This window comes from Pseudomonas sp. HN2-3 (genome assembly GCF_020691745.1).
In the GTDB taxonomy this organism is placed as follows: Bacteria; Pseudomonadota; Gammaproteobacteria; order Pseudomonadales; family Pseudomonadaceae; genus Aquipseudomonas; species Aquipseudomonas capeferrum.
The window spans coordinates 3869354-3893294 of record NZ_CP085704.1 but is presented as its reverse complement, the minus strand read 5'-3'; the positions used below and the strand labels follow the sequence as shown (position 1 = coordinate 3893294).

Below are 23941 nucleotides of genomic sequence, written 5' to 3'. Positions count from 1 at the left end.
CGACGGCTCCGGGAATAACTCAATCGGGAGATCACAATGTTCCATGACAATGACAAAAGGCGACATTTGACCCTGGCCGCGTTGCTGGTGCTGGCCAGCGTGCCGGGCGCGGCGTGGGCCGACCAGTACGAGGATGCGGCATCGCGGTGGATCGGCAGCGAGTTCAAGCCTTCGACCCTGACACCTGAGCAGCAGTTGGCCGAACTCAAGTGGTTCATCAAGGCCGCCGAACCGTTTCGTGGGATGAAGATCAATGTGGTGTCGGAAACCATCACCACCCATGAGTACGAATCCAAGGTGCTGGCCAAGGCCTTCAGTGAGATCACCGGCATCCAGCTGACCCACGACCTGCTGCAGGAAGGTGACGTGGTCGAAAAGCTGCAGACCCAGATGCAATCGGACAAGAACATCTATGACGGCTGGGTCAACGATTCGGACCTGATCGGTACGCATTTTCGCTATGGCAAGGTCGAATCGATCACCGACCTGATGGCCAACGAGGGCAAGGCCTACACTTCGCCGACCCTCGACCTCAAGGATTTCATCGGCATCTCGTTTACCACCGCGCCGGATGGCAAGGTCTACCAGTTGCCTGACCAGCAGTTCGCCAACCTTTACTGGTTCCGTGCCGACTGGTTCGAGCGGCCAGCGCTCAAAGCCAGGTTCAAGGAGAAGTACGGCTATGAGCTGGGCGTGCCGGTGAACTGGTCGGCCTACGAGGACATCGCCCAATTCTTCAGCGAGGACGTCAAGGAAATCGACGGCAAGCGTGTCTATGGCCACATGGACTACGGCAAGAAGGACCCGTCGCTGGGGTGGCGCTTTACCGATGCCTGGTTCTCGATGGCCGGCGGTGGCGACAAGGGCCTGCCCAATGGCCTGCCGGTGGACGAGTGGGGCATCCGCGTGGAGGACTGCCACCCGGTGGGTTCCAGCGTTACCCGCGGCGGTGACACCAATGGCCCGGCGGCCGTGTACGCAACACAGAAGTACGTGGACTGGATGCGCGCCTACGCGCCCAAGGAAGCCCAGGGCATGACCTTCTCCGAGGCAGGCCCGGTGCCGGCGCAGGGCAACATTGCCCAGCAGATCTTCTGGTACACCGCCTTTACCGCCGACATGACCAAGCCCGGGCTGCCGGTGGTCAACGCCGATGGCACGCCGAAGTGGCGCATGGCGCCATCGCCCAAGGGGCCGTACTGGGAGGAGGGGATGAAGCTGGGCTATCAGGACACCGGCTCCTGGACGTTCTTCAAGTCCACCCCCGAGAAGCAGCGCCTGGCTGCCTGGCTGTATGCGCAGTTCGTGACATCCAAGACGGTGTCGCTGAAAAAGACCATCGTCGGTCTGACGCCGATTCGCGAGTCGGACATCAACTCCCAGGCGATGACCGACCTTGCGCCCAAGCTGGGCGGGCTGGTGGAGTTCTACCGCAGCCCGGCACGGGTGCAATGGACGCCCACCGGCACCAACGTGCCTGATTACCCGCGGCTGGCGCAATTGTGGTGGAGCCATATCGCCGAAGTGGCCAGCGGCGAGAAGACCCCGCAGGAGGCGCTGGATGGCCTGGCCCGTGATCAGGACCGGATGATGGAGCGGCTGCAGCGTTCCAATGCCCAGGCAACCTGTGCGCCGAAGCTCAACCCGGAACGGGACGCCCAATACTGGTACGACCAGCCGGGCGCGCCGAAGCCTAAGCTGGCCAACGAAAAGCCCAAGGGCGAGACGGTGAGCTACAACGAGCTGCTGAAGTCGTGGGAGGCGGCGCGCAAGTGATCGGCTAACGACCGCGCAAAGGTCGGTACAGTCAGCCGATAAACCGCAGGCAAAAAAAACGGCACCTGCAATAGGTGCCGTTTTTTTCACGCTTTCTTACTTATGCAGCTCTTCAGCTGCATACAGCGTGTTTTCCAGCAAGCAAGCCCGGGTCATCGGGCCGACGCCACCCGGCACTGGGGTGATCCAGCCGGCGCGTGGCAAGGCAGTCTCGTAGACCACGTCGCCAACCAGCTTGCCATCTTCCTGGCGGTTGATGCCCACGTCGATGACGATGGCGCCTTCCTTGACCCACTCACCCTTGACCAGCCCCGGCTTGCCGGCGGCCACGACCACCAGGTCGGCACGGCCGACGTGGCCGGCCAGGTCTTTGGTGAAGCGGTGGCAGACCGTGACGGTGCAACCGGCCAGCAACAGCTCCATGGCCATGGGGCGGCCGACGATATTGGAGGCGCCGACGATGACCGCGTTCATGCCGTACAGGTCCTGACCGGTGCTTTCGAGCAGGGTCATGATGCCTTTCGGCGTGCAGGGACGCAGCAGCGGAATACGCTGGGCCAGGCGGCCGACATTGTACGGATGGAAGCCGTCGACATCTTTGTCCGGGCGGATGCGCTCGAGCAGCAGCGAGGCGTCCAGGTGAGCGGGCAGCGGCAGTTGCAGCAGGATGCCGTCGACGGCCGGGTCGTCATTGAGGCGGTCGATCAGCTCGGTCAGGGCTTGCTGCGAGGTTTCGCTGGGCAGGTCGAACGCCTGGGAAATGAAGCCGACCTCTTCACAGTCCTTGCGCTTGTGCGAGACATAGACTTGGGAGGCGGGGTCGGTGCCGACCAGGATCACAGCCAGGCCCGGGGTGCGCAGGCCTTGCTGGCGACGCTCCACGACACGTTGAGCGATCTGCTGGCGCAGGCTGGCGGCGATCGCCTTGCCATCGATTAGGTGTGCAGTCATAGACGCGTGATTAACCATCGAGAAGGAAACAATAAAGAGCGCACATTCTCGCACGACACGGCCCGAGGGCAAAGGCGGGTGGTCGGGCAAATCCCCTAACCCCTTAAATAATTTAAATTTTTTAGAAAAAGATGTTGACGACCTAGCGGCTCGGCTATAACATTCGCCGCACTTGTCGGGCACTGCCTAGCACTGGTTGGCAAAGTCGGGCAGAATGAGTGGTTTGGCAGTTCGCTGTTGAGTCATCGTTCGGTTAGGCTGATCGCTTATGCGCCCGTAGCTCAGCTGGATAGAGCATCCGCCTTCTAAGCGGATGGTCGCAGGTTCGAGTCCTGCCGGGTGCGCCATCAGGCAGCTTAGGCAAGCAAGTAGTTGTACCGCAATATGGTGGGCGTAGCTCAGTTGGTAGAGCGCTGGATTGTGATTCCAGTTGTCGTGGGTTCGATTCCCATCGTCCACCCCATATTTTACAGGGGCGCCTTGATTGTACGATCCGGCGCCTTTGTTTTAAGCGTTACGCGGACGTGGTGAAATTGGTAGACACACTGGATTTAGGTTCCAGCGGCGCAAGCTGTAAGAGTTCGAGTCTCTTCGTCCGCACCATGCTTCTGTAACACCCTGCATTTGTAACATACCGCAAGACCGCAATATGGTGGGCGTAGCTCAGTTGGTAGAGCGCTGGATTGTGATTCCAGTTGTCGTGGGTTCGATTCCCATCGTCCACCCCATATTTTTCGAAGGCGCCTTGATTGTAAAATCAGGCGCCTTTGTTTTGTCTACACCACGCGGGCGTGGTGGGATGTCGAGAAAAGCCGCTGCTTGCGGCTTTTTTTGTGCGCGGCGGAAAAGTGTTTGGCAATCCACCTGATCCCCCTTGTAATCCTCTGGTGGCGCCCCAATAAAAGCTGATAGATTTCAGCCGGTTGAAGCACCGGCCCTGCGGTCGGCAGAGGAAAGACCCCATGATTGCAAAAGAAGCCCGTCAGGCCATGGCGCTGCAGCGCTTCGCCGACGCCAACCCGCAACTGCTCGAAGAAATCCGCGAGCTGGATGCGCATGAGCAAGCCCAGCAGATCGAATGGGCCTTCGAAGATGCGGCCGAGGAGCAAGGTATAGAACCTTGGGAGCTGGCGCTGCAATTGATCGCCGAAAGCCCGGAGCAGCTGCAGGCCATGCGCCTGGAGACGCACCGCGAGGTCGCTGAGGCGCTGGGCATGGCCTGGGAAGAGTACTGCCAGTTCAACGAAATCGACCCTCAATAAAGAAGGTGAATTCGCTGGCTGCAGTTGTTTGACAAGGTATTTCGGCTGCGGGTCGCCCAAGGTGGCGCGCAGCCTCAAGTGAATCGGGCTCGACGGTACGCCGTACGTGCCCTGCAAGTTAATCGACCGGCGTGGTTTCCCGTCGTCCCGAGTGGGGTGACTTCTGCTGCGCGACTCACTAGAATGCTTGCCCTTGATTCTGGAGTCGGGCTAACGCCGGCTAACGTCTGTGCAACGAGGAATATCCATGCAAGTTTCTGTTGAAAACACTTCCGCTCTCGAGCGCCGCATGACCATCGCCGTCCCGGCCGATCGCGTCGAGACCGAAGTCAACAAGCGTCTGCAGCAGACTGCCCGTCGCGCCAAGGTTGCAGGCTTCCGTCCTGGCAAAGTACCGATGAGCGTGATCCGTCAGCGTTTCGAAGCTGACGCCCGTCAGGAAGTGTTCGGTGATCTGGTCCAGTCTTCCTTCTACGAAGCTGTGGTCGAGCAGAAGCTGAACCCGGCTGGCGCTCCGGCTGTCGAGCCGAAGTCCTTCGAAAAAGGCAAGGACCTGGAATTCGTCGCTATCTTCGAAGTGTTCCCTGAGTTCACTGTTGCCGGCCTCGAGTCGATCAACGTCGAGCGCCTGAGCGCCGAAGTGGCTGACGCCGACCTGGACAACATGCTGGAAGTGCTGCGCAAGCAGAACACCCGCTTCGAAACCGTTGAGCGCGCTGCGCAGAACGACGACCAAGTCAACATCGACTTCGTCGGCAAGGTAGACGGTGAAGTGTTCGCTGGCGGTTCGGCCAAGGGCACTCAGCTGGTGCTGGGCTCCGGCCGCATGATCCCAGGCTTCGAAGATGGCCTGGTAGGCGCCAAGGCTGGCGAAGAGCGCGTTGTCAACGTGACCTTCCCAGAGGACTATCAGAACCTGGACCTGGCCGGCAAGGCCGCCGAGTTCACCATCACCGTCAACAGCGTTTCGGCACCTGCGCTGCCTGAGCTGAACGAAGAATTCTTCGCCCAGTTCGGCATCAAGGAATCGACCCTGGAAGGCTTCCGCACCGAAGTTCGCAAGAACATGGAGCGTGAGTTGCGTCAGGCGATCAAGGCCAAGGTCAAGAACCAGGTCATGGACGGTCTGCTGGCCGCCAACCCGATCGAAGTGCCAAAAGCCCTGCTGGAGAACGAAGTCAACCGTCTGCGCGTGCAGGCTGTTCAACAGTTCGGCGGCAACATCAAGCCTGAGCAACTGCCGGCCGAGCTGTTCACCGAACAAGCCAAGCGCCGTGTGGTCCTGGGCCTGATCGTCGCTGAAGTGGTCAAGCAGTTCGAACTGAAGCCAGACGAAGGCAAGGTTCGCGAGATGATCGAAGAAATGGCCTCGGCTTACCAAGAGCCAGAGCAGGTCATCTCCTGGTACTACAAGAACGACCAGCAACTGAACGAAGTCCGTTCGGTTGTGCTGGAAGAGCAAGTTGTAGATACTGTTCTGCAGAAAGCGACTGTGACCGACAAATCGGTCTCGTACGAAGAAGCCGTAAAACCCGCTGAGGCACCTGCCGAAGCCGAGTAATACGCTACTCTCGTAGGAAACCCCCACAAGCCAGCCTTCGCGCTGGCTTGTGCGTATTCAAGCCATGACTATTTGGGAGTGAGCGCAGGACATGTCCCGCAATTCTTATATTCAGCAGAGCTCTGACATCCAGGCCGCAGGCGGCCTGGTCCCGATGGTTATCGAGCAGTCCGCCCGTGGCGAGCGCGCTTACGACATCTACTCGCGTTTGTTGAAGGAGCGAGTGATTTTCCTGGTGGGCCCGGTAGAAGACTACATGGCCAACCTCGTCGTGGCGCAGATGTTGTTCCTCGAAGCGGAAAACCCGGACAAGGATATCCATCTGTACATCAACTCGCCGGGTGGCTCGGTCACCGCTGGCATGTCGATCTACGACACCATGCAGTTCATCAAGCCGGACGTCTCGACCATCTGCATCGGCCAAGCCTGCAGCATGGGCGCCTTCCTGCTGACTGCCGGTGCCAAAGGCAAGCGTCACTGCCTGCCTAACTCGCGTGTGATGATTCACCAGCCGCTGGGCGGCTTCCAGGGCCAGGCTACCGATATCGAGATCCACGCCCAGGAAATCCTCAATATCAAGGCGCGTCTGAACGAGTTGCTGGCCTACCACACTGGCCAGGATCTGGAGACCATCAAGCGCGACACCGAGCGTGACAACTTCATGAGCGCCTCGCGCGCGGCCGAGTACGGCCTGATCGACTCGGTATACGACAAGCGGCAACTGGCCTCCTGATCCCAGGGGCCAGAGCAGGTGGGCGCCGAAAGCGCCTACCTGCGGACTTGAAAAAGCCCGCAATTGCCTTCATCTTGTGTTGCAAGCCTACCGGATTGGATCGATCGAATGACTGACACCCGTAACGGCGAGGACAGCGGCAAATTGCTCTATTGCTCCTTCTGCGGCAAAAGCCAGCACGAAGTGCGCAAATTGATTGCCGGGCCCTCGGTATTTATCTGCGACGAGTGCGTCGACCTGTGCAATGACATCATCCGTGAGGAGGTGCAGGAAGCCCAGGCCGAGAGCAGCGCGCACAAATTGCCTTCGCCGAAAGAAATCAGCGGCATCCTGGACCAGTATGTGATTGGTCAGGAGCGCGCGAAGAAGGTGCTGGCCGTAGCGGTGTACAACCACTACAAGCGCCTTAACCAGCGTGACAAGAAGGGCGACGAAGTCGAACTCGGCAAGAGCAACATCCTGCTCATCGGGCCTACCGGCTCGGGCAAGACCCTGCTCGCCGAAACCCTTGCACGTCTGCTGAACGTACCGTTCACCATTGCTGACGCCACCACCCTGACCGAAGCCGGTTATGTGGGTGAGGACGTCGAGAACATCATTCAGAAACTGCTGCAGAAGTGCGACTACGACGTGGAAAAGGCCCAGATGGGCATTGTCTACATCGACGAAATCGACAAGATTTCGCGCAAGTCGGACAACCCGTCCATCACCCGTGACGTATCGGGCGAAGGCGTGCAGCAGGCGCTGTTGAAACTGATCGAAGGCACCGTTGCTTCGGTTCCGCCGCAAGGTGGGCGCAAGCACCCGCAACAGGAATTCCTGCAGGTTGATACCCGCAATATCCTGTTCATTTGCGGTGGCGCGTTCTCGGGCCTGGAAAAGGTCATCCAGAACCGCTCCACCAAGGGTGGCATTGGTTTCAGCGCAGAAGTACGTAGCAAGGAAGAAGGCAAGAAAGTTGGCGAGTCCCTGCGTGAAGTCGAGCCGGACGACCTGGTCAAGTTTGGCCTGATCCCCGAGTTCGTCGGCCGTCTGCCTGTACTGGCGACGCTCGATGAGCTGGATGAGGCTGCTTTGATGCAGATCCTCACCGAGCCGAAGAACGCGCTGACCAAGCAGTATGCCAAGCTGTTCGAGATGGAAAGCGTCGACCTCGAGTTCCGCAGCGATGCACTCAAGGCCGTTGCTCGCAAGGCCTTGGAGCGCAAAACCGGTGCCCGTGGCCTGCGTTCGATCCTCGAAGGTGTGCTGCTCGACACCATGTACGAGATCCCTTCGCAGAAGGATGTCAGCAAGGTGGTGATCGATGAGAGCGTCATCGAGGGTACTTCGCAGCCGCTGATGATCTACGAGAACAGCGAGCCGCAAGCCAAGGCCGCACCTGACGCCTGATCCAGGCGATAACCAGGTGGTGGTTGCAAGCAAGAAAGAAAGGGGCCTACGGGCCCCTTTCTGCTTTTCCTGCGCAAGCGCTTGTAATTTCCCAGGCGTGCCCCCACATTAGGTCCAAGCATCATTTCCACCGGTTTCCGGCCATAAAGGCCGCTGTAGAGGCGAAATCATGAAGACCACCCTCGACTTGCCTCTTTTGCCATTGCGCGATGTCGTTGTTTACCCGCACATGGTCATCCCGCTGTTCGTGGGGCGCGAAAAATCCATCGAAGCCCTTGAGGCAGCGATGACGGGCGAGAAGCAGATTCTGCTGCTGGCCCAGAAGAACCCGGCCGATGACGATCCAGGCGAAGACGCCCTGTACCGTGTCGGTACCGTTGCCACCGTGTTGCAATTGCTGAAACTGCCCGATGGCACCGTCAAGGTGCTGGTCGAGGGCGAGCAGCGCGGTGCGGTCGAGCGCTTCACCGAAGTAGAAGGGCACATCCGTGCCGAAGTTTCCCTGATCGATGAAGTCGATGCCGCCGAGCGCGAGTCGGAAGTCTTCGTGCGCACGTTGCTGTCGCAATTCGAGCAGTACGTGCAGTTGGGCAAGAAAGTGCCCGCCGAAGTACTGTCGTCGTTGAACAGCATCGAAGAGCCTGGGCGCCTGGTCGATACCATGGCCGCGCACATGGCGCTGAAGATCGAGCAGAAGCAGGAAATCCTCGAGATCGTCGACCTGACGACCCGCGTCGAGCACGTGCTGGCGCTGCTGGATGCCGAGATCGACCTGTTGCAGGTCGAGAAGCGCATCCGTGGTCGGGTCAAAAAGCAAATGGAGCGCAGCCAGCGCGAGTACTACCTGAATGAGCAGATGAAGGCCATTCAGAAAGAGCTCGGTGATGGCGACGAAGGCCACAACGAAGTCGAAGAGCTGAAAAAGCGCATCGAAGCCGCTGGCCTGCCCAAGGATGCCCTGACCAAGGCCCAGGCCGAGCTGAACAAGCTCAAGCAGATGTCGCCGATGTCGGCTGAAGCGACGGTGGTTCGCTCCTACCTCGACTGGCTCGTCCAGGTGCCGTGGAAGGCCCAGAGCAAGGTGCGCCTGGACCTGGCCAAGGCCGAGGAAATCCTTGATGCCGACCACTATGGCCTCGAAGAGGTCAAGGAACGCATCCTTGAATACCTTGCCGTGCAAAAGCGCGTGAAGAAGATCCGCGGCCCGGTGCTGTGCCTGGTCGGCCCGCCTGGCGTCGGTAAGACCTCGCTGGCCGAGTCGATTGCTGCCGCCACCAACCGCAAGTTCGTGCGCATGGCCCTGGGCGGCGTGCGTGACGAGGCCGAGATTCGTGGCCACCGTCGCACCTACATCGGCTCCATGCCGGGCCGTCTGATCCAGAAGATGACCAAGGTGGGCGTGCGCAACCCGCTGTTCCTGCTCGACGAGATCGACAAGATGGGCAGCGACATGCGTGGCGACCCGGCCTCGGCATTGCTCGAAGTACTCGACCCCGAGCAGAACCACAACTTCAACGACCACTACCTGGAAGTCGACTACGACCTCTCGGACGTGATGTTCCTCTGCACCTCCAACTCGATGAACATCCCGCCAGCGTTGCTGGACCGCATGGAAGTCATCCGTCTGCCGGGCTACACCGAAGACGAGAAGATCAACATCGCGGTCAAGTACCTGGTGCCCAAGCAGGTCAAGGCCAACGGCCTGAAGAAGGAAGAGCTCGAGATCGATGTCTCGGCGATCCGCGACATCATCCGTTACTACACCCGCGAAGCCGGCGTGCGGGGCCTGGAGCGGCAGATTGCCAAGGTCTGCCGCAAGGTGGTCAAGGAACATACCGGGCAGAAGCAGGTCAAGGTAAAAGTGTCCAGCGAGCAGCTCGAACACCTGCTGGGCGTGCGCAAGTTCCGTTACGGCCTAGCCGAGCAACAGGACCAGATCGGTCAGGTAACCGGCCTGGCGTGGACCCAGGTGGGTGGCGAATTGCTGACCATCGAGGCGGTGGTGATCCCCGGCAAGGGGCAGCTGATCAAGACCGGTTCCCTGGGCGATGTCATGGTCGAGTCGATCACTGCCGCGCAGACCGTGGTGCGCAGCCGCGCCCGCAGCCTGGGCATCGCAGCTGACTTCCACGAGAAGCATGATGTGCATATCCACATGCCCGAGGGCGCCACGCCCAAGGACGGCCCAAGTGCCGGTATCGGCATGTGCACCGCGCTGGTGTCGGCGCTGACGCAGATTCCGGTACGTGCCGACGTGGCAATGACCGGCGAGATCACCTTGCGTGGTCAGGTCCTGGCCATTGGCGGGTTGAAGGAAAAACTGCTGGCGGCACACCGTGGCGGCATCAAGACGGTGATCATTCCCGAGGAGAATGTTCGCGACCTGAAGGAGATTCCGGAAAATATCAAACAGGATCTTCAGATCAAACCGGTCAAATGGATTGACGAAGTCCTGCAAATTGCGCTGCAATACGCCCCGGAGCCCTTGCCAGATGTGGCTCCGGAGATTGTCGCAAAGGATGAGAAGCGCGACAGCGATGCTAAGGAAAGAATCAGCACGCATTAGTAGTTTTTAGCTGGGGGGCTTTCCTTGACAGTTTTTTCGGGGCCTTGCTATAAAGCGGCACGCTATTGTTATCAGGCCACCCAGCGCACGTTACATACGCTTTTCATTACATACTTAGAAACAAACTCATTAGAGAAATAAGGGGACTTAGAGTGAACAAGTCGGAACTGATTGACGCTATCGCTGCATCGGCTGACATTTCCAAAGCTACCGCAGGTAAGGCTCTGGATGCTGTGATCGACTCCGTAACGGGTGCCCTGAAAGCAGGCGACGACGTCGTTCTGGTTGGCTTCGGTACCTTCTCGGTCAAGGATCGCGCCGAGCGTACTGGCCGTAACCCTCAAACTGGCAAGGCTATCAAGATCGAAGCCGCCAAGGTTCCAGGCTTCAAGGCTGGCAAAGGCCTGAAAGACGCCGTCAACTAAGTCGTCTCTTTCAGCCGGACCCGGCCTGGCCAGGTTCGAGCACGTGAGGCGGGTCGCAAACGTTCCCGCCTGACACGTTTGCTAAGAAAAGGCGCATCCTCGGATGCGCCTTTCTTTTATCAGGATTCTACCCACGCTCCGCGGTTGTCGACGCAGTGGTACAGCCGTTTCTGGGGGACGCATGCTGCAAAATATCAGGGACAATTCACAAGGTTGGATTGCCAAGACCATCATCGGCCTTATCGTCGTGTTGATGGCGTTGACCGGCTTCGAGGCCATTTTCCAGGCTGCCAGCCATAGCCAGGACGCCGCCGAGGTGAACGGCCAGACCATCAGCCAGAACGAGCTAAGCCAGGCGACCGACATGCAGCGCCGCCAGCTGATGCAACAGTTGGGCAAGGATTTCGACCCTGCGCTGCTGGATGACAAGCTGCTGCGTGATGAGGCACTCAAGGGCCTGATCACTCGCAAGCTGCTGTTGCAGGGCGCCGAAGACGCCAAGTTCGCCTTCTCCGAGGCCGCGCTGGATCAAGTGATCCTGCAGACTCCGGAGTTCCAGGTTGACGGCAAGTTCAACGCCGATCGTTTCGACCAGGTCATTCGCCAGATGGGTTATGGCCGCCTGCAATTCCGCGACATGCTTGCCGAGGAAATGCTCATCGGCCAACTGCGTACCGGCCTTGCCGGCAGCAGCTTCGTCACTGACAAGCAGGTCGAGGCGTTCGCGCGCCTGGAGAAGCAGACCCGCGATTTCGCCTCCCTGACCTTCAAGGCCGACCCGGCCGCGGTCAAGGTCAGCGAAGCAGAGGTCAAGGCGCACTACGACCAGCACGCCAAGGAATTCATGTCGCCTGACCAGGTTGTCATCGATTACATCGAGCTGAAGAAGTCGGTGTTCTTTGACCAGGTCAAGGTTAGTGATGACGAGCTCAAGGCCCAGTACGAGAAAGAAATCGCCAACCTCGCCGAACAGCGCCATGCCGCGCACATTCTGATCGAGGTCAACGACAAGGTCACCGACGCCCAGGCCAAGGCCCGTGCCGAAGAGATCGAACAGCGCCTGGCCAAGGGTGAAGACTTTGCCGCACTGGCCAAGGAGTTCTCCCAGGACCCAGGTTCGGCCACTACGGGTGGTGACCTCGGCTTCGCCGGCCCTGGCGTGTACGACCCGGCCTTTGAAGATGCCTTGTACCAGTTGAAAGATGGCCAGGTATCGGCCCCGGTGCGCACCGAGTTCGGTTACCACCTGATCAAGCTGCTGGGTGTCGAGGCGCCGCAAGTACCAAGTTTCGCCAGCCTGAAGGACAAGCTGACCCGTGACTTGAAGACCCCGCTGGTCGAACAGCGCTACGTCGACGCCAGCAAGCAGTTGCAGGATGCCGCTTACGAGGCTTCCGACCTGGCTCAGCCTGCCCAAGACCTGAACCTGAAGGTGCACACCTCCGCCGCGTTCGGCCGTGAGGGTGGCGAAGGTATCACTGCCAACCGTGCGGTGGTTCAGGCGGCGTTCTCGGAGGAAGTGCTGGAGGAGGCTGCCAACAGCACCGCCATCGAGCTCGATCCGGAAACCACCGTGGTGCTGCGCGTCAAGGAGCACCGCAAGCCGGAACAGCTGCCGTTGGAAGCCGTGGCCAAGAACATCAGCGAACACCTGGCCAAGGAGAAGGCGACAGCCGAACTCAAGACCAAGGCGGACAAGTTGATTGCCGGCCTGCGTGATGGCTCCATTGCCGCTGACAGCGTCCATGAGGGTCAGGGCTGGAAAACCTACGAGGCAGTGACCCGTGGTGAGGACGGCATCGACCCGGCCGAGCTGCAGGCAGTGTTCCGCCTGGGCAAGCCGCAGGCCAAGGATAAGCCGGTCTACACCAGTGTGGTGCTGGGCGACGGCAGCCTGGTGGTCTTGCAGCTCAAAGGGGTCAACGAAGGCGCTGCGGCCACCGACGAAGAGAAGCAGCAGATTCGCCGCTACCTCGCTTCGCGTGCCGGCCAGCAGGACTTCGCTGCCTACCGCAAGCAGTTGGAAGCCAATGCTGATATCACCCGTTACTGAGTGATCGTTGCATGACAAGACAGGCCGCGTAATGCGGCCTGTCTTGTTTCTGGCCTGAGCGGCCCTCTACCGCTTCACCCCTTCATAATTATCCAGCGTATCCCGCGCAATCTCCCGACCCAGGGCAATCAGCTCCGGTGCTTTGTAGAACTCGAAGAACCGGCACACGCGCTTGGGTACGTTGATCAGTACATCGGGCGGGTACCCTGCAATCTTGTATTGCGCCAGCGACGTCTGCATCACTTCGAAGCTTTGGTTGATCAGGTCCAGCAGCGACGCAGGCCCCACGTTGTCGATGATGAATGACCCGGTAGCAGACTTGGGTGCGCCTTCACGTTCGGGGGCCGCCGCAGGCTGCTGGCCTTCCGGGTCTGCAGTACCTGCCAGCCACGGGCTGGGCGGCGCCAGCCCTTCGGCAACGATCTCCTGTTCGATACGTATCAGCTCTTCCGCCGGCTTGCGACGGAAGGGCAGGCGTGAACCCAGCGAGCTGAGCAGCGAATCGAAGCGCATCTTGAATGCCGCCGGGCGTTCGATCACCGGCAATTGGTACTGCTTCTGGTTGGTGGCGTTGAGGTTGACCGCAATGATCAAGTCGCAGTGGCTGGACACCACCGGCACGATCGGCAGCGGGTTGAGAATGCCACCGTCGACCAGCATGCGGTTGCCTTGCATCACCGGTGTGAACAGGCTGGGGATTGCTGCAGACGCGCGCATGGCCTGGTGCAGGCACCCTTCCTGGAACCAGATTTCCTGTTGGTTGGTAAGGTCGGTGGCCACTGCGGTGTAGGGGATGCGCAACTGCTCGATGTTGATCTCACCGACGATCTTGCGGATCTGGCCGAACACCTTGTCACCGCGGATCGCGCCAAGGCGGAAGCTGACATCGACCAGGCGCAGGACGTCCAGGTAGTCGAGGCTTTCGATCCAGTTGCGATACTCTTCGAGTTTGCCGGCGGCATAGATGCCGCCCACCACCGCCCCCATGGAGCAGCCGGCGACGCAGGCAATGTCGTAGCCGCGTCGTTCGATTTCTTCGATCACACCGATGTGTGCATACCCTCGGGCACCCCCCGATCCCAGTACCAGCGCAACGCGTTTACTCATGATTTTCCCTCAGCCTGTGCAACCATGGTTTAACAATGCACCCATTGCTGCCTGTGCTTCAATGTACACCGCGCTGATCTACGCTAAGCAAAGCGCCTTGGCGGGCACTTTTCTATTGCGGGTGCGTCGAACAGCCACTCTTTTCACTTTGAGGAATTACCGATGAAAGCCTGGATCTGCCTTCCACTGATTGCCCTGGCCCTTGCTGGCTGTGCGGGCAAGACGGCCTACCGTGACAGCTGCGCAACCCAGCTGGATGCCGCCTGGAAGGAGCTCGACCTGGCCAAGGCCGAGGGTTTCGCCGGTACTGTCAGTTATTCCAAGGCCTTGTCGCTGCTGACCGGCGCCAAGACCCAGCAGCAGTTCGAGGGGTTTGAAGGTTGCACCAAGAAGGCCGAGAAGGCGCGTTTCTACATTCGTGAGTCGCGCGCTGGCCGCTGACCGAGGAGCGTCCCATGTCTGCCATGCTCGATCACGTGGTGTCACAGATACTGGCCTTGCAGGTGCGCCTGCTGGCCTGCCGTGAGCGCCTCGCCGCCAATACCGACAGCGAGGCATTGCATGACCTGCGCATCGCTGTACGGCGCTTGCGCAGCCTGCTGCGGCCGCTGCGGGGGTTGCCTGGGGTCGAACAACTGGAAGGCGCAGCCAAGGCCCTAGGTACCTTGACGACGCCGCTGCGTGACCGCGAGGTGCTGGCGGCCGAATTGTTCGGGCGGGGCTTGAGCGAGGCGGCGCAGCGACGGCTGGCGGGGCGGGGCAAGACCTTTGCCAGTGTCGCGAGCTGTGCGCAGCTGGCCCGTCTGCTGGCGATCGTCGATGCATTTCCGTTGTTCCTGCGCGCGGCTGATCGCGAAGGCCTGGTGGATGCGCTGGGCAAGCGCATCGACAAACGCCTGGACAAGCAATGGCGCAAGCTGCGCAAGGCATTGGCGGACCCCGCCCACGATCGGCATCGGCTACGGTTGTTGATCAAACGGGCACGCTATGGCGACGAGGCCTACCCGCAACTCGAGCATGCCGGGAAAAAACTGCAACGTCTGTTGAAGAAGGCGCAGAGCGACCTGGGCGCGTGGCATGACCGTCTGCAGTGGTTGTTGCAGGTGCGCGAGGACGCCGACCTGGCAGTGTGCAAAACCGATTGGCAGCAGCAGTTGCAGGAGGCCGCAGGCAAATCCGATGTCACGCTGGATGCCTTGCAGGTGGCGTTGAAGCAGCGATAGCCCGGCAAATGACCGATATGTGGGCTGAACGGTGCAGAGTGGCTGGTTAGTATGTCCTGATGCAGGGCACGTGAATGACGTGCCCCGGATCACCACGGCACAGGAGCCTACCTGCCATGAACTTCACCCAATTGCTCGAAGCCGTTCGAGCCAACCCTGAATCGGTTTCGGTACCGGCGTCATGGGCCCAGGGCCGCGCGGCTTTCGGCGGGCTCATGGCCGCCATGGTGTATGAAGCGATGCGCCTGAAGCTTGCCGATGATCGGCCTGTGCGCTCTTTGGCGATCAGTTTCGTGGCGCCTGCTGCGGCTGACGTGCCGATCCGTTTCGAGGTCGACGTGCTGCGTGAGGGCAAAGCGGTCAGTACCTTGCTTGGCCGCGCGGTGCAGGAGGGGCAGGTCGTCACCCTGGTGCAGGGCAATTTCGGTGCGGCGCGCTCCTCGGAGGTCGAGGTCCCGGCCAAGGCTGCGGTTGCCATGAAGCCGCTGGAGCAGGCTGCCCCTGAGCTTCCCTACATCAAAGGTGTGACCCCAGAGTTCATGCGCCATGTAGCCCTGCGTTGGGCGGTCGGTGGGCTGCCGTTCAGTGGCAACGATTCGCGGCAGATGGGGGGCTGGGTACGGCTGCGCGACATCGCTGACGAGCCGTTGAACGAGGCTCACCTGCTGGCACTGGTAGATGCCTGGCCGCCCAGCCTGTTGCCGCACCTGAAGCGGCCGGCGGCGGGCAGCACACTGACCTGGACCATCGAATTCATCCAGCCCATACCGCAGTTGTCGACACTGGACTGGTGCCGCTATTGCGTCGAGACCGAGCACGCTCGTGAGGGTTATGGGCATGCCGCCGCCGCGCTGTGGTCCGCAGAGGGCGAGTTGCTGGCATTGAGCCGGCAGACGGTGACGGTTTTCGCGTAGCCGTAACGGGCGGCAGGGTCAACGGCGATGCTTGTGCCGCTCGCGCCAGGCACGCCACCAGGCGCCGCTTAGCACAAAGCGCGGAAAGGTGATGAACTGCTCGGTCAGCAGGCGCTGCACGGCGTCTTTGCGGTTGGCGAATGGCTCCGGTTGTTCGGTTTCGAGGCGATGCCCGTGGCGCTGCAGGCCCAGGCCGGCAATCAGGGAGATGACGCCCACGGCGATCTGCCCCAGGTCCAGGGCGAACAGGCCGGACAGCACCAGCAATGTGCCGAGAATGAACAGCGGCACGGCGATCAGGTGCAGTACCAGGTTGGCCGGGTGACGGTGATTATGGTGGTAGCCGCGCCATTGCCAGGCGGGCAGGTTGGTTAGGCGTTTGCTCATGGGCAGGTCCTCTCGGTCATGTCCAAAGCTTAGTGCGGCCCCCGGAAGGGGGCCAATCGAGGCTGGCTATCGTGACTGTAAATGGGGGCTATAGCTTGAGCTGGCCTATCACCTTGTTCAGCTCACCGGCCAGCGTCGCCAGTTCGTTGCTGGTGGTGGCCGAGCCGACGGTCTGTTGCACGGTGTGTTCGGTGACGTCGCGGATACTCACCACTGCCCGGTTCATTTCTTCGGCCACCTGGCTCTGCTGTTCGGCAGCCACGGCGATCTGGGTGTTGCTTTCGCGCATCTGCGCGACCGCACCGGTGATCTCGGCCAGCGCTGCACCGGCTGCCTGGGCCTGCCGGACGCAATCGTCAGCCTTGTACGAGCTCTCCTGCATGAACTCGACTGCATCGCGGGTGCCGGACTGAAGCGCCGAGACCATGGTGGTGATTTCGTCCGTGGACGTCTGCACGCGCTTGGCCAGGTTGCGTACCTCATCGGCGACCACTGCGAAGCCGCGGCCCAAGTCACCGGCACGGGCTGCTTCGATGGCGGCATTGAGTGCCAGCAGGTTGGTTTGTTCGGCAATGCTGTGGATCACCCCGACCACGCCATTGATCTTCTGGCTGTCCTCGGCCAGTTGGCGGATCATCTCGGCGGTCTGCTGTACGCCGCTGGACAGCCCGGAAATCGAGTCCTGAACGCGGCTGACGACCTCCTGGCCGCTGCCGGCGAGGGTATCTGCAGTCTGCGACAGGTCGCGTGTGGCGCCGGCATGCTGGGCGATATGGTGCACCGTGGCCGACATCTGGTTGATGGCCGTGGCGGCCTGGTCGGTCTCGCTCTGCTGGCCGAGCATGCCGTGGCGTACGTCATTCATGCTCGCCGCCAGGCGTGCGGCGCCGGCGTCGAGCTGTGCGGCGGTGTGGGCCACAGTGCTGACCACGCGGTGATAGGTGCCTTGCATGGCGTTGAAGGCGCCCGCCATCTGGCCGACTTCGTCGCCGCACGCCAGGGGTACGCGTGCCGACAGGTCGCCGGTCTTCTCCACATGGAGCATGACGTCCTTGAGGGTGTTGAGCTGGCTGAGCAGAAAGCGGATCAGCAACTGCGAGGCGCCAAGCATGGCCAGCATCAGTATCAGCACGCACACGGCATAGTTGGTGAAACGTTCGAAGAACACCTGGCGTACGCTCGGCGACTGGGCCAGCACGGCCAGTTGCTGATCGCCGTTGCGCAGCACCTGGGCGCCGCGCAGGGGGTTATCGCCAAGCAGCCAGGCAGCGGGCAGTTCGACCCAGCCCTGGGCGTCGCGCAGGACCTCCAGCGGTTCGCCGGCAAAGGTCGGGGTCTGGCCTGGCAGCCAGGTGATGACATTGGCCTGGCGGGGCAGCGTTTGCCCGACGGGCCATGTTGCCAACAGCTGGGCCTGTGCCGCCGCTTGGGCCTGAGCGGCGTCCGCGCGGGCACGCTGCTCCAGATGTACGGCGTACAGCACCAGCAAAAGGGTCGTGACAAAGGCCACCGCGTTGACGGCCCAGAATTTGTACTTCAGGGAAACATTGCTAAGCCAGGCACCCATGGGCAGGTCTTCTCTGAGTTGAGCGGAAACAATATTGGCAAGGTGCCATCATTGTGCCTGCGCCCGCCAGAGCCGTTCTTGATGTGTATCAAGAAAAATCCGAGGTGCCTGTATCCACGGGGGCCCGATGCAGGCTTAGCTCAGCCGAAAGAATGCCCGTGCCGCCGCGGTGGTATGGGTTGCCGTGTGTTCCATCGACTCGCCCCGGTGCAGCGCCACCTCCCTCAGCACTTCCAGCAGAAACGCCGGTTCGTTACGGCCATTTTTCGGCTTTGGCCTCAGGCTGCGCGGCAGCAGGTAAGGCGCATCGCTCTCCAGCATCAGGCGTCCTTCAGGGATATTACCGACCAGCGGGTGCAGGTGCGTCCCACGACGTTCGTCACAAATCCAGCCGGTGATGCCGATGTGCAGGTCCAGGTCCAGGTAGGCGAACAACGCCTCGCGCTCGCCGGTGAAACAATGCACCACAGCGCCGGTCAAGTGGTCCCTGTAGTCCTTGAGGATGGCCAGCAAGCGCTCGCTGGCGTCGCGTTCGTGCAGAAACACGGGCAAGCCTAGTTCGGCAGCGAGCGTCAGCTGTGCCTCCAGGGCCTTTTCCTGCTGAGGGCGAGGGGAGAAGTCGCGGTTGAAGTCCAGGCCGCATTCACCGACTGCGCGCACCCGTTGCTCATTCAACAATTGGCGCAGTTGCCGCTCGCTGCCAGCGTCCCAGGACTTGGCATCGTGGGGGTGGACGCCCGCCGTGGTGAACAGGTGTTCAGCGGCCGCATCCAGCTGCTGGCACAGCTCCAGTGCCTGTTCGCTGACCGCAAGGCTGGTGCCGGTCAGCACCATCTGCGCCACGCCGGCCTCGATGGCGCGCTCGACGATGGCGGCCTGCTGGTCGTGGAAACTGCTGTTGGTCAGGTTGACGCCGATATCGATCAGTTGCATGGTGCTACCTCGTGCCGCGGGGCGGCCAGCATAGCAAAATCCGCGTTTCTCGGAAAAATCCAAGAACTTCATGCGGTTGCCGTGGTCTTCTGCCGTCATTTATCACTAGGCGGCCATGCCACATGAGTGCCGCCCACCGACCTCGGACTCGTTTTCGCATGCTGCGATACCTGCTGACCTTCCTGCTGATGCTTGGGCTGACCACGGCCGGTGTTGCCCAGGCGCGCCTGCCGGGGCCGCAGCAGAACATCCCGCCCAGCAAGCTGCGCGACCTGCAGCAGGTTCGGGCGAGCAAGGTGTTGCGGGTGCTGGTCAATCAAAGCCGCAACAGCTCTGGCGAGGTCAAGGGCGAGCCGGTCGGCATCGAATACTACCGCCTGCGTGCGCTCGAGCATTACCTGAATGCCCGAGCAGGTGACGGGCAGCAGATTCAGCTGAAGCTTATCCCTCGGGCCAAGGAGCAGTTGCTGGGTGCGTTGCAGCGCGGCGAGGGCGACCTGGCGGCGCCCGGTGAACTGCTCGACCCGGTGGTGGTGCGCGGTGTCAGCAGCAGCGCGCCGGTGCTGGACCAAGTGCCCTTGTTGCTGGTCGGGCGCAAGGGGGAGCGCAGCTTCAGCCATGTCGAGCAGTTGTCCGGGCGCACCGTGGCCTTGACCAGTGCCAGTGCTGCCGGCCCGGTGATCCAGCAGGTGAACCAGCAGTTGGCCCTGCGCAAGCGCGCGCCGATCAAGGTGGAGTGGGTCGATTCGACCCTGGCGGTGGAGGATGTGCTGGAGATGGTGCAGGCCGGCATCTACCACCTGACCGTGGTAGAGCGCCCGATTGCCCGGCGGTGGGCCAGGGTCATGCCGCGTCTGCGCCTGGACAGCCGTGTGCACCTGGGCTCGCCGCAAGCAATGCGCTGGTATGTGGGGCGCGACGCGCCGCAATTGCTGGCCACGGTCGATCGCTTCCTTCAGGGCTATCGCGCGCCGGACAACCAGGACGCCGCGTTCGAGCGTATCTACCGCCGTCAGTACCGGGTACACAACCCTTTGGCGAGCAAGGATCGCCAACGCCTCAGTGCGGTGCGTGCGGTGCTGCAGAAGCATGGCCAAGCGCAGCAGATCGACTGGCTCAACCTGGCGGCGCTGGCCTTCAAGGAGTCGACACTCAACCCCGCTGCGCGCGGCACAGGCGGGGCCCACGGCCTGATGCAGATCACCCCTTCGGCCGCCCAGCGGGTAGGGGTGAGCAATACCGCCACGGTTGACGGCAATGTGCAGGCCAGTGCCCGCTACCTGGCGTTGATCCGGCGCAAGTTCTTTGCCAGCCCACAGATCAACGAGCGCGAGCGCATGGCGTTCGTGCTGGCGGCTTACAATCTGGGGCCCGAGCGGGTCCAGGCGATGCGTGCCGAAGCGCGTCGGCGTGGGCTCAACGGCAACCAGTGGTTTTTCCAGACCGAGCGTATTGCCATGGAGCAGGTCGGCATGGGCCCGGTCAATTTCGTCAACAGCGTCAACAAGTACTTCCTGGCGTTCAACCGCGAGCGTGCCGTGCTGGAGCGGGTGGCCAAGCGCTGAGCAATGCAGCTTGAGGCTTGTAACTTAGCGCTTGTAGCTCTAGCATACCGCCTGCGCCGATTTAAACAGCTACTTGCGGGGCGCAGGAAAGGCCCCTCCGGTCATCCGAAATACCGCTAAAGCGCTGGTTCGGTGACGCCTCCCACCGCTGCCCAGCGGGAATCGCGAGGCTGAGAGAAGCGCCATGAGTTGCCCACGTACCAGTGTCTGTTTGAGCCCTTTGCCTGCCAACCAGGCTTCCCGCACACCGCGTATCCTGCTCGGTGGCCAGCATCAACCCACTCTTTTGCGTCACCTTGAAGGGCTTTCGCGTCGTAAAGGCCAGGCCCGTGCCTTTCTCATCCAGTTCACCGAAACCTGCTGCCACCTTGCGCAGTACGGCAACGACCGTTTCGACCTGGCAGTGATACAGTCGCCGGCCTCTGCCGAGGCCGCCGAAGTTATCGGCCATCTCACTCGCATTGCTCGCCAAGGCCTGATTACCCGCCGTTGAGGAGAGTGCTGTTGAGCACCAATATCATCACCACCGAAGGTCATGAGGCCCTGAGGAAGGAGCTGGATCACCTGTGGCGCGTGTACCGCCCCGAGATCACCCAGAAGGTCGCCTGGGCAGCTTCGCTTGGCGATCGCAGCGAGAATGCCGACTACCAGTACAACAAGAAGCTGTTGCGCGAGATCGACCGTCGGGTGCGGTACCTGCGCAAACGCCTTGAAGATGTAAAGGTGGTGGCTTATTCGCCGGAGCAGGAGGGCAGGGTGTTTTTCGGCGCTTGGGTCGAGATCGAGAACGACGAGGGTGAGACCAAGAAGTTTCGCATTGTCGGGTATGACGAAATCTATGGGCGCAACGACTACATCTCGATCGACTCCCCCATGGCCCGGGCCTTGCTCAAGAAGGAGGAGGGCGATGAGGTGGTGGTAAAGACCCCGACCGGGGATGCGGCGTGGTACGTGAACAGCATCCGCTACGGGCAATGATCGGCGATTGCCTGTAGCGGCCATTCACGGTGTTTCTTACCCCTCCCGCAACACCGTCAACGGGCTGGCATTGAGCGCCCGCCTTGTGCCAAGCACCCCAGCTCCACCCACCAGCACTGCCCCCGCCAGTGGCAGTACCAGCAGCCATGGGTGCGGGTGCCACTGCAGGTCGAAGGCGTAGCGGTACAGCACCAGCGTGATCAACTCGCAACCGAGTGCGGCCAGTAGGCCGCTGGCCGCGCCCAAGAGGCCGAACTCGATACGCCGCGCCTTGACCAGCAATGGCCGCGCCGCACCCAGCGCACGCAGCAAGGCGCCCTGGCGGATGCGTTCGTCGAGCGTTGCCTGCAAGCCGGCAAACAGCACGGCCAGCCCCGCCGCCAACACGAACAACAGTACATACTCGACCGCCAGGGTGACTTGGGCGAGGATGCTGCGCAGTTGATCAAGCAAGGCGTCGACCTGAAGGATGGTCACTGCCGGGAAGGCCCGGGACAGGGCGACCACATCCAGGTCATGACCTGGGGCCAGGTAGAAACTGGTGAGGTAAGTGGTGGGTAACCCCTGCAGCGTTCCAGGCTGGAAGATCATGTAGAAGTTCGGCTGGAAACTGTCCCAGTGCACGCTGCGCAGGCTGCTGACCCGGGCCTGGCGTTGCTGGCCACCGATGTCGAAGGTCAGCAGGTCGCCCAGTTGTAGCTTCAGGCTGGTGGCCAGTTCCGCCTCGACCGATACACCGGGCACCTCATCGCCGGAAGGCAGCGCCTGCCACCAGTCGCCCGCAGTCAGCGCGTTGCCGTCGGGTAGCTCGGCGGCCCATGTCAGGCTGAGGTCGCGTTGTACGGCCCGCTCGCCGGCAGAGTCCTTGCTGACGACCTGTTGCACCGGTTGCTGGTTGATCTGGACCAGGCGGCCGGGTGTCACCGGGTATAGCGGCGCCGAGGCCGCATTGACCTGCCGCAGGCGCTGGGCGAACGGCTCGCGATCATCTGGCAGGATGTTCAGGGCAAAATGATTCGGCGCGTCCTTGGGCAGTTGCGCCTGCCAGGTGTCGAGCAGTTCGGCGCGCAGCAGTGCAACCAGCGCCATGGCCAACAGGATCAGGCCAAATGCCAGCGCCTGGCCAGCGGCTGCCAAGGGGTGACGTAACAGCTGCCCCAGCCCCAGGCGCCAGGCCAGCGGTGCGCCGACCAGCAGTTGGCGCAGGCTGCGGAGCCCGAGCAGCAACAGGCCGCCGAGTACCACGGCGGCGACCAGGCCGCCGCCCAGCAGTGCGAACGTCAGCAGCAGGTCGAGGCTCAGGCGCCACATGATCAGGCCCAGGGCCAGCAAGGCAGCGCCATACACCAGCCAACTGCTGGGCGGCACCGGCAGCAGGTCGCGGCGCAACACGCGCAATGGCGGCACCTGGCCGAGGGCGGCGAGCGGCGGCAAGGCGAAGCCAGCAAGGGCCACCAGCCCGGTGCCCATACCGGCGAGCGCCGGCAAGATGCCGCCCGGTGGCACCACACTCGGCAGCAGGCCATGCAGCAGCCGGAACAGGCCCAACTGTGCCAGCCAGCCGAGCAGGGCGCCTGCCACGGCCGCCACCAGGCCAAGCATGGCCAGTTGCAGGCAGTACAGGCCCAGCGCCTGCCGCCGGGACAGGCCAAGGCAGCGCAGCAGTGCACTGGCATCCAGACGCCGTGCGGCGTAGCGGCTGGCCGACATGGCCACGGCAACGCCGGCCAGCAGTACCGCCACCAGGCTGGCCATGTTCAGATAGCGTTCGGCCTTGCTCAAGGCGCCACCGATCTGCCGGTTGCCATCGCGGGTGTCGCGCAGGCGCTGGCTGGCCGCCAGGTTTTTTTCCACGGCCTGGCGATACTGGGCCAGTGCGTCGATGTCGCCGCGCCACAGGTCACGATAGGTCACCCGGCTGCCGGGCTGGATCACCCCGGTCGCCTGCAGGTCCGTGAGGTTCATCATTACCCGAGGGGTCAGGCTGTAGAAATTATTGGCGCGGTCCGGTTCGTAGGTCAGTACACGGCTCATGCGCAGGGTTTTCATGCCCACATCGATGCTGTCGCCGATCGACAGCCCCAGCGCGGCCAGCAACCTCGGTTCTACCCAGGCCTCGCCGGGCGCCGGGCCACCGCCGGGGGTTTCTTCGGCATAGGGTGCGGCGGCGCTGCGGACTTGCCCGCGCAAGGGGTAGGCGCCGTCGGCGGCCTTGACGCTGGACAACTGGATGCCGCTATCGCCGCCCACCACACTGGTGAACTCGACCACCTGTGCGTGGCGCAAACCGAGTGATGTGCCTGCACTGATCTGCTCGTCGCGGGCCGGTGAGCTGCCCTGCAGCACCAGGTCGGCGCCGAGGAACTCGCTGGCGCGCAGTTGCATGGCGCCGTTGAGGCGGGCGCCGAAGTAACCGATTGCGGTGCTGGCGGCTACGGCTACCAGCAGGGCAAAGAACAGCACGCGCACTTCGCTGGCGCGGATGTCGCGGAGCAACTGGCGTAATGCCAGGCCGCACAGTCGGGAGAAGGGCATGCTGGTCATCGGG

General features: G+C 61.9%; 20 protein-coding genes and 4 tRNA genes. 18 read left to right on the top strand and 6 right to left on the bottom strand.

Going from position 1 to position 23941, the window contains the following annotated elements; all coding sequences use genetic code 11:
* Window positions 1–36: 36 nt before the first annotated feature.
* Window positions 37–1776, top strand: a complete 1740-nt coding sequence (locus LJX93_RS17650) for an ABC transporter substrate-binding protein (RefSeq protein WP_033699112.1) — start codon at window positions 37–39, stop codon at window positions 1774–1776.
* 96 nt (window positions 1777–1872) lie between these two features.
* Here the strand turns inward: LJX93_RS17650 and folD are convergent, their stop codons facing one another.
* Window positions 1873–2727: a bifunctional methylenetetrahydrofolate dehydrogenase/methenyltetrahydrofolate cyclohydrolase FolD gene (folD, locus tag LJX93_RS17645; protein WP_033699110.1), complete on the bottom strand. Its 855-nt coding sequence runs from the start codon at window positions 2725–2727 to the stop codon at window positions 1873–1875.
* A gap of 270 nt (window positions 2728–2997) precedes the next feature.
* Between folD and LJX93_RS17640 the strand changes: the two genes are divergently transcribed.
* The 11 genes from LJX93_RS17640 to LJX93_RS17590 all read left to right on the top strand — a co-directional run bounded on the left by LJX93_RS17640 (window position 2998) and on the right by LJX93_RS17590 (window position 12719).
* Window positions 2998–3074, top strand: a tRNA-Arg gene (locus tag LJX93_RS17640).
* Between the two features lie 40 nt (window positions 3075–3114).
* Window positions 3115–3190: transfer RNA gene (locus LJX93_RS17635), tRNA-His, on the top strand.
* A 55-nt stretch (window positions 3191–3245) separates the two neighbouring features.
* Window positions 3246–3330, top strand: a tRNA-Leu gene (locus LJX93_RS17630).
* Between the two features lie 49 nt (window positions 3331–3379).
* A tRNA-His gene (locus tag LJX93_RS17625) sits at window positions 3380–3455 on the top strand.
* A 234-nt stretch (window positions 3456–3689) separates the two neighbouring features.
* Complete coding sequence (locus LJX93_RS17620) at window positions 3690–3989, top strand: DUF6388 family protein (RefSeq protein ID WP_033699109.1); 300 nt, start codon at window positions 3690–3692, stop codon at window positions 3987–3989.
* Between the two features lie 247 nt (window positions 3990–4236).
* Window positions 4237–5550: a trigger factor gene (gene tig, locus LJX93_RS17615; protein WP_033699108.1), complete on the top strand. Its 1314-nt coding sequence runs from the start codon at window positions 4237–4239 to the stop codon at window positions 5548–5550.
* 91 nt (window positions 5551–5641) lie between these two features.
* A complete protein-coding gene (gene clpP, locus LJX93_RS17610; RefSeq protein WP_027593952.1) occupies window positions 5642–6283 on the top strand; it encodes an ATP-dependent Clp endopeptidase proteolytic subunit ClpP in 642 nt (213 codons plus the stop codon).
* Window positions 6284–6391: 108 nt separating this feature from the next.
* Entirely contained in the window at window positions 6392–7675 is a 1284-nt protein-coding gene (gene clpX / locus LJX93_RS17605; protein ID WP_033699106.1) for an ATP-dependent Clp protease ATP-binding subunit ClpX, read from the top strand.
* A 169-nt stretch (window positions 7676–7844) separates the two neighbouring features.
* On the top strand, window positions 7845–10241 hold the full coding sequence (lon, locus tag LJX93_RS17600) for an endopeptidase La (protein ID WP_033699105.1): 2397 nt from the start codon (window positions 7845–7847) through the stop codon (window positions 10239–10241).
* Between the two features lie 152 nt (window positions 10242–10393).
* The gene (locus LJX93_RS17595; RefSeq protein WP_016485887.1) at window positions 10394–10666 is read left to right on the top strand and encodes an HU family DNA-binding protein; all 273 of its coding nucleotides are present in this window, start codon (window positions 10394–10396) and stop codon (window positions 10664–10666) included.
* Between the two features lie 181 nt (window positions 10667–10847).
* Complete coding sequence (locus LJX93_RS17590; RefSeq protein ID WP_227696248.1) at window positions 10848–12719, top strand: SurA N-terminal domain-containing protein; 1872 nt, start codon at window positions 10848–10850, stop codon at window positions 12717–12719.
* Between the two features lie 66 nt (window positions 12720–12785).
* On the opposite strand, the gene LJX93_RS17585 is transcribed toward LJX93_RS17590, so the two are convergent.
* Window positions 12786–13826: a patatin-like phospholipase family protein gene (locus LJX93_RS17585; protein ID WP_033699102.1), complete on the bottom strand. Its 1041-nt coding sequence runs from the start codon at window positions 13824–13826 to the stop codon at window positions 12786–12788.
* Window positions 13827–13988: 162 nt separating this feature from the next.
* On the opposite strand from LJX93_RS17585, the gene LJX93_RS17580 reads away from it, so the two are divergent.
* The 3 genes from LJX93_RS17580 to LJX93_RS17570 all read left to right on the top strand — a co-directional run bounded on the left by LJX93_RS17580 (window position 13989) and on the right by LJX93_RS17570 (window position 15963).
* Window positions 13989–14267, top strand: a complete 279-nt coding sequence (locus tag LJX93_RS17580; RefSeq protein WP_027593946.1) for a hypothetical protein — start codon at window positions 13989–13991, stop codon at window positions 14265–14267.
* A 14-nt stretch (window positions 14268–14281) separates the two neighbouring features.
* The gene (locus LJX93_RS17575; RefSeq protein ID WP_033699101.1) at window positions 14282–15049 is read left to right on the top strand and encodes a CHAD domain-containing protein; all 768 of its coding nucleotides are present in this window, start codon (window positions 14282–14284) and stop codon (window positions 15047–15049) included.
* Between the two features lie 116 nt (window positions 15050–15165).
* Window positions 15166–15963 (top strand): acyl-CoA thioesterase, encoded by a 798-nt coding sequence (locus tag LJX93_RS17570; RefSeq protein ID WP_033699100.1) that lies wholly within the window; start codon window positions 15166–15168, stop codon window positions 15961–15963.
* An 18-nt stretch (window positions 15964–15981) separates the two neighbouring features.
* Here LJX93_RS17570 and LJX93_RS17565 read toward each other — a convergent pair whose 3' ends face one another.
* The 3 genes from LJX93_RS17565 to LJX93_RS17555 form a co-directional block, all read right to left on the bottom strand.
* A complete protein-coding gene (locus tag LJX93_RS17565) occupies window positions 15982–16350 on the bottom strand; it encodes an Mpo1-like protein (protein ID WP_227696247.1) in 369 nt (122 codons plus the stop codon).
* An 88-nt stretch (window positions 16351–16438) separates the two neighbouring features.
* On the bottom strand, window positions 16439–17917 hold the full coding sequence (locus LJX93_RS17560; protein WP_033699097.1) for a methyl-accepting chemotaxis protein: 1479 nt from the start codon (window positions 17915–17917) through the stop codon (window positions 16439–16441).
* Between the two features lie 135 nt (window positions 17918–18052).
* Complete coding sequence (locus LJX93_RS17555; RefSeq protein WP_033699096.1) at window positions 18053–18850, bottom strand: TatD family hydrolase; 798 nt, start codon at window positions 18848–18850, stop codon at window positions 18053–18055.
* A 158-nt stretch (window positions 18851–19008) separates the two neighbouring features.
* Here LJX93_RS17555 and LJX93_RS17550 point away from each other — a divergent pair, with 158 nt between their 5' ends.
* The 3 genes from LJX93_RS17550 (at window position 19009) to greB (ending at window position 21393) form a co-directional block, all read left to right on the top strand.
* Window positions 19009–20415, top strand: a complete 1407-nt coding sequence (locus LJX93_RS17550) for a transglycosylase SLT domain-containing protein (RefSeq protein ID WP_227696246.1) — start codon at window positions 19009–19011, stop codon at window positions 20413–20415.
* Between the two features lie 184 nt (window positions 20416–20599).
* Window positions 20600–20908: a hypothetical protein gene (locus LJX93_RS17545; protein ID WP_033699094.1), complete on the top strand. Its 309-nt coding sequence runs from the start codon at window positions 20600–20602 to the stop codon at window positions 20906–20908.
* Between the two features lie 11 nt (window positions 20909–20919).
* A complete protein-coding gene (greB, locus tag LJX93_RS17540) occupies window positions 20920–21393 on the top strand; it encodes a transcription elongation factor GreB (protein ID WP_033699093.1) in 474 nt (157 codons plus the stop codon).
* 36 nt (window positions 21394–21429) lie between these two features.
* Here the strand turns inward: greB and LJX93_RS17535 are convergent, their stop codons facing one another.
* The gene (locus LJX93_RS17535; RefSeq protein WP_033699091.1) at window positions 21430–23937 is read right to left on the bottom strand and encodes an ABC transporter permease; all 2508 of its coding nucleotides are present in this window, start codon (window positions 23935–23937) and stop codon (window positions 21430–21432) included.
* Between the last annotated feature and the right edge of the window lie 4 nt (window positions 23938–23941).

Coding starts and splice junctions, on each gene's coding strand:
- LJX93_RS17650 (WP_033699112.1), top strand. CDS start 37: ATGTTCCATGACAATGACAAAAGGCGACATTTGACCCTGGCCGCGTTG.
- LJX93_RS17575 (WP_033699101.1), top strand. CDS start 14,282: ATGTCTGCCATGCTCGATCACGTGGTGTCACAGATACTGGCCTTGCAG.
- folD (WP_033699110.1), bottom strand. CDS start 2,727: ATGACTGCACACCTAATCGATGGCAAGGCGATCGCCGCCAGCCTGCGC.
- LJX93_RS17555 (WP_033699096.1), bottom strand. CDS start 18,850: ATGCAACTGATCGATATCGGCGTCAACCTGACCAACAGCAGTTTCCAC.
- LJX93_RS17535 (WP_033699091.1), bottom strand. CDS start 23,937: ATGACCAGCATGCCCTTCTCCCGACTGTGCGGCCTGGCATTACGCCAG.
- LJX93_RS17580 (WP_027593946.1), top strand. CDS start 13,989: ATGAAAGCCTGGATCTGCCTTCCACTGATTGCCCTGGCCCTTGCTGGC.
- LJX93_RS17565 (WP_227696247.1), bottom strand. CDS start 16,350: ATGAGCAAACGCCTAACCAACCTGCCCGCCTGGCAATGGCGCGGCTAC.
- clpX (WP_033699106.1), top strand. CDS start 6,392: ATGACTGACACCCGTAACGGCGAGGACAGCGGCAAATTGCTCTATTGC.
- LJX93_RS17585 (WP_033699102.1), bottom strand. CDS start 13,826: ATGAGTAAACGCGTTGCGCTGGTACTGGGATCGGGGGGTGCCCGAGGG.
- clpP (WP_027593952.1), top strand. CDS start 5,642: ATGTCCCGCAATTCTTATATTCAGCAGAGCTCTGACATCCAGGCCGCA.
- LJX93_RS17560 (WP_033699097.1), bottom strand. CDS start 17,917: ATGGGTGCCTGGCTTAGCAATGTTTCCCTGAAGTACAAATTCTGGGCC.
- LJX93_RS17545 (WP_033699094.1), top strand. CDS start 20,600: ATGAGTTGCCCACGTACCAGTGTCTGTTTGAGCCCTTTGCCTGCCAAC.
- LJX93_RS17620 (WP_033699109.1), top strand. CDS start 3,690: ATGATTGCAAAAGAAGCCCGTCAGGCCATGGCGCTGCAGCGCTTCGCC.
- LJX93_RS17550 (WP_227696246.1), top strand. CDS start 19,009: ATGCTGCGATACCTGCTGACCTTCCTGCTGATGCTTGGGCTGACCACG.
- LJX93_RS17590 (WP_227696248.1), top strand. CDS start 10,848: ATGCTGCAAAATATCAGGGACAATTCACAAGGTTGGATTGCCAAGACC.
- lon (WP_033699105.1), top strand. CDS start 7,845: ATGAAGACCACCCTCGACTTGCCTCTTTTGCCATTGCGCGATGTCGTT.
- LJX93_RS17570 (WP_033699100.1), top strand. CDS start 15,166: ATGAACTTCACCCAATTGCTCGAAGCCGTTCGAGCCAACCCTGAATCG.
- tig (WP_033699108.1), top strand. CDS start 4,237: ATGCAAGTTTCTGTTGAAAACACTTCCGCTCTCGAGCGCCGCATGACC.